5 protein-coding genes are annotated in these 3,922 nt (G+C 42.4%); 2 read left to right on the forward strand and 3 right to left on the reverse strand.

Features of this window, described 5'->3' with window-relative positions; translation table 11 throughout:
* The first annotated feature begins 254 nt into the window (after window positions 1-254).
* Together B5D35_RS22945 and B5D35_RS25575 are read left to right on the forward strand one after the other, a co-directional pair.
* On the forward strand, window positions 255-671 hold the full coding sequence (locus tag B5D35_RS22945) for a recombinase family protein (protein WP_425291254.1): 417 nt from the start codon (window positions 255-257) through the stop codon (window positions 669-671).
* Window positions 664-804, forward strand: coding sequence for a helix-turn-helix domain-containing protein (locus B5D35_RS25575; RefSeq protein WP_425291255.1), 141 nt, complete (start codon window positions 664-666; stop codon window positions 802-804). Before B5D35_RS22945 ends, B5D35_RS25575 begins: the two co-directional genes overlap by 8 nt.
* A 357-nt stretch (window positions 805-1,161) precedes the next feature.
* Here B5D35_RS25575 and B5D35_RS22950 read toward each other — a convergent pair whose 3' ends face one another.
* Genes B5D35_RS22950 through B5D35_RS22960 form a run of 3 tightly spaced genes read right to left on the reverse strand, consistent with a single transcriptional unit; the run spans window position 1,162 to window position 3,737 of the window.
* Entirely contained in the window at window positions 1,162-1,791 is a 630-nt protein-coding gene (locus B5D35_RS22950; RefSeq protein WP_078754723.1) for an HAD family hydrolase, read from the reverse strand.
* On the reverse strand, window positions 1,781-2,020 hold the full coding sequence (locus tag B5D35_RS22955; protein ID WP_078754724.1) for a hypothetical protein: 240 nt from the start codon (window positions 2,018-2,020) through the stop codon (window positions 1,781-1,783). The genes B5D35_RS22950 and B5D35_RS22955 overlap by 11 nt, the downstream gene beginning before the upstream one ends.
* Complete coding sequence (locus tag B5D35_RS22960; protein WP_078754725.1) at window positions 2,013-3,737, reverse strand: carbamoyltransferase C-terminal domain-containing protein; 1,725 nt, start codon at window positions 3,735-3,737, stop codon at window positions 2,013-2,015. Before B5D35_RS22960 ends, B5D35_RS22955 begins: the two co-directional genes overlap by 8 nt.
* Window positions 3,738-3,922: the final 185 nt, after the last annotated feature.

The raw sequence follows: 3,922 nt of genomic DNA on the forward strand, positions 1-3,922 counted from the left end.
TACTGGGTATATAAAATTAAGGCTAGCTATCGAAACGTTCCAATAATAACACTCAAAAAATGCATATTTGGTTATTTTTGCCCAGCCCCTGATATTGTCTACTCCTTTTCCTGTTTGATGCTCGGTAATCACTGTCCATTAAATTATAACTTTATAGACACTTCCTGACGCACAAATTAAGCTGTCTCTTAATTCGATTTATCACACTTTATAGACAGTGCGTTCTACAAAACGATTTAGGAGACACTTTTGCTATGAGAGTCTTTGGTTATGCCAGAGTATCAACCAGTCAACAGTCACTCGATGTGCAGGTTAAATCCCTAAAGACCAAGGGGGTTCAGGCTCACCGGATTTTTACCGACAAAGAGTCGGGCATCCATGTCAACCGAGAAGGTCTTGAAATGCTCAGGCTCAAGGTTGAGGAAGGGGATATTATTCTGGTGACAAAGCTCGACCGTCTAGGCCGCGATACAGCAGATATGATCCAACTCATTAAGGAGTTCGATGCTATGGGGGTGGCTATCCGGTTCATTGATGACGGGATTAGCACTGACGGAACAATGGGAAAGATGGTCGTCACCATTTTGTCCGCCGTGGCTCAAGCTGAACGGTTGCGAATATTGGAACGAACTAATGAAGGACGTGAAGAAGCAAGGGCTAAAGGTGATTAAATTTGGACGTAAACCCACTGTAGATCGGGTAAAAGTTCGTCGTCTCTATGAAGACGGCGTTGGTGCAACAGAGATTGCTAGACAACTGAAAATCGGTCGCTCAACCGTTTACAAAGTGCTGTCAGAGCCATAATCGAGGCTTAACGTGCTTTTATTTTCTCCCTCTAAAAAAGCATGTTGAATCAAAGGGGTTCAACTCATTCCATCGCGCTTCATGACCAAGAATGGCCTCAGCTGGCTCCGTTGCAAAGTTTTGGTACTCAGGCAATCTAGTGCCACACTTCTCGTCGTTTATTAAGCATGACTGATTTCAAAGGGCGTCACTTTTCTGGCCAGTTTATCCTCTGGGCCGTCCGTTCAAGGGCGAAGTGTGCCTGATTGAAAATCAGTTCACTTTTTGACTCAGGGTAACCTGGGATTTTAGCTGCCTCCTACTAACTTTGCAACGGAGCCATTTTTTGCAACAACCCCTATTGTTCGGCGTGTGTTGTTAGAATTTAAACTCTATTGAGAAGTAGTCTGTTATATTTTGTACCACATTGGGTGTAACAGATACATTATGATCTCCCACGGACACGCACGGTGCGCCACACGCCTCAGCTGCAAGGAATCCACTGAATGAATCTTCAAAGATCAAACAATTGTCTGTCGATGTACCTAACAAACTAGCACACTTTTTGAAGCCTTCAGGATTGGGCTTCCCTTCTTTGACATCGTGGCGACTGATAACAGCATTGAAGTAAGGCCATAAGTTATGGAGTTCAAACACGTGCTCTATTCGGGCTGGCCAACTGCCAGTAACCAAACCTATATTGACATCGTTCTCCTTGAGTTTATCTAAAAACTCGATTGCGCCTTCGATCAGTGGTGTATTCGCGGTTTCCTCGTACGCGTCTACCTTCGCTTTGATCGCTTGCTTCTCATTATCTGAAAAATGTCCAAAAAAATGGTCTAGAGTGTATTGGCCGGAGCGACCGTGAATGTGCTCCTCTATATCTTGCGCATATATTGTCACTCTTACTGATTGAGCTGCTTTAAGCCAAGCTTCTTCAATAGTTTTTCGTGAGTCAATTAATGTCCCGTCCATGTCAAATAGCACGTTTTTTTGCTTAATTAACATGAACTGACTCCTTGTTGCTAAACAACTTGATCATATCAAAGTTTCCTACTATCAGTTCGTGATAAATATCTATAGCTTCTTGGGAAGTATCTGCAGAGCAAGTCACTGGAAGTACGATAGCTTTTTCTTTCAATACCGCTTGCAATGTCGGTCCTGCATCAACGCTATCAAGATTTTGCGCAATAACCTGGCCACCGCAATTAATGAATATAAATATTGCTTTATTCATGTAGGAACTCCATGTCATGATGTGAATCAGTTCGCCAGATTAATACATCTTCATTTATAACTAAGATATCGACAACCTCTCTATCTAGGTTCTTTAAGCCATTATCGACATTTAATATGATTGGTTCTTCGTGCATATTGAAAGAGGTATTGATAAGCGCAGGTTCTCCTGAGAGTTTTTCCCAACCGATTAGGATTTGATGCATAAATGAATCACTTACTCGAGTGATCACTTGAGGCCTTGCGGTTTTGTCAATATGGGTAACAGCTGGACACGCTTGAGTGAAGTAATCGGTACAGTTATATGTGATAGTCATAAACTGAGATGCAATATGGTTGTCTTTCCAACCCACAAAGCTATCGGTAGCATGTATGTCGGCAATAATAGGTGCGAATGGCATAAACTCTGTGCGGTTCATACGTTCGTTTAGCCACCGATTTATCGACTGGTCCTTAGCACTACAAATAATACTGCGGTTGCAAAGTGCTCTAGGTCCAAACTCCATGCGCCCTCTTACGAGTCCAAGAATTTTGTTCTTTTTCAAAGATGAGAGAATCAATCTCACAATATCCGCTTGGTTACCCTTAAGAACTTTGTATTGTGGGTTAGACTCAAGAGAAGTTAGTATATCTCTCGTCTCAATACAGGGACCTAGCTTCATTGTGGTGGTTTGAGAGCGTTGACCTGTAAGGTTGTATGAAGCAACGACAGCGGCACCTAGCGGCAAACCGTCGTCACCCATTGCAGGTAATACGAAGATGTTTTTTACGCTTGGCATTTCACGTAAACGTTGGTTGAGTTTCACATTGCCGAATACTCCACCTGCGAGACATAAATTGACCGGTTCTTTAGGATTGATATGTCTAGATAGTACATCTAGTAGAATATTCTCAAGGTGTTGCTGTGCGGCGGCAGCAATGTCTTCTTTTGAATCGCCATCAAATAAACTATTTAGTAGCTCGTAATTGTTATGATAAGAAGGCAAGTATCCACTTTCGACCTTAGCACGAATACGCCCTTCTGCATTTGTATCAATCAAGCACTTCATTTTATGAAGTAATTTGGTTGGATCGCCATGAGCTGCCAATCCTGTAATCTTTCCTTCGTGGCGGTTTGGCTTGAAGCCGAGTAAAGCTGTAATTCGACCGTAAAAATAACCTAAGCTATCGAAACTTGTTTCACGCTGTAGAACCTCAAATTCCCTGTTTGTGTATCGAGATATCGTGAGTGACTGGAAGTCACCTCGCCCATCACAAGAAATTGTAATTCCGTCTTCGAATGGAGAGCACAACATAGCAGCGTTAGCGTGTGCTTCGTGGTGGTCGACGTAGTAAGCTTTTTCAGATAGGTCGCGTCTTTTTAAGAATGCTTCAAACTCTTTACGCTTTTCGATATCGTTGTGAATCTCGTCAGTTAAACGCTTCCGAAATGCGGAGATAGATGTAGGGTCTTCCATACATCCCTCAACTATACGGTCAAAGTACAACTCTAGGTGTTTGTCTTTGTCAAAGCCAGCAGCCCAACCATAAGCAAATTTATCGACGTCGCTGAGCTTAATACCTCCTTCAGTAAGCACGTATTCGATGGATTTGTGAGGGAATGTCTTGTGTGCTTTGATACGTGTAAATCGCTCTTCACTCGCAGCAGCAACTATTTCCCCGTTAATAATTAAACATGCGCCAGCGTAATCGTTATTTGATAAGCCTAAGATAACCATTCGATTTCCTTTTTATGTGTAATGCGAAGCAGAAATGTTGTAAGCAATTGCTGGCTTTGTTGCTTAAATCGATGTGGTAAGACCCCGCTTTTCTAGACACTCAATAGCTATATAATTGAACAAACTATGAGGTGTTGCTATGAGCGGAAAACGCTATCCAGAAGAATTCAAAATTCAAGCCGTCC

Origin of the sequence: Enterovibrio nigricans DSM 22720 (genome assembly GCF_900167155.1) — a bacterium.
Classification (GTDB): Bacteria; Pseudomonadota; Gammaproteobacteria; order Enterobacterales; family Vibrionaceae; genus Enterovibrio; species Enterovibrio nigricans.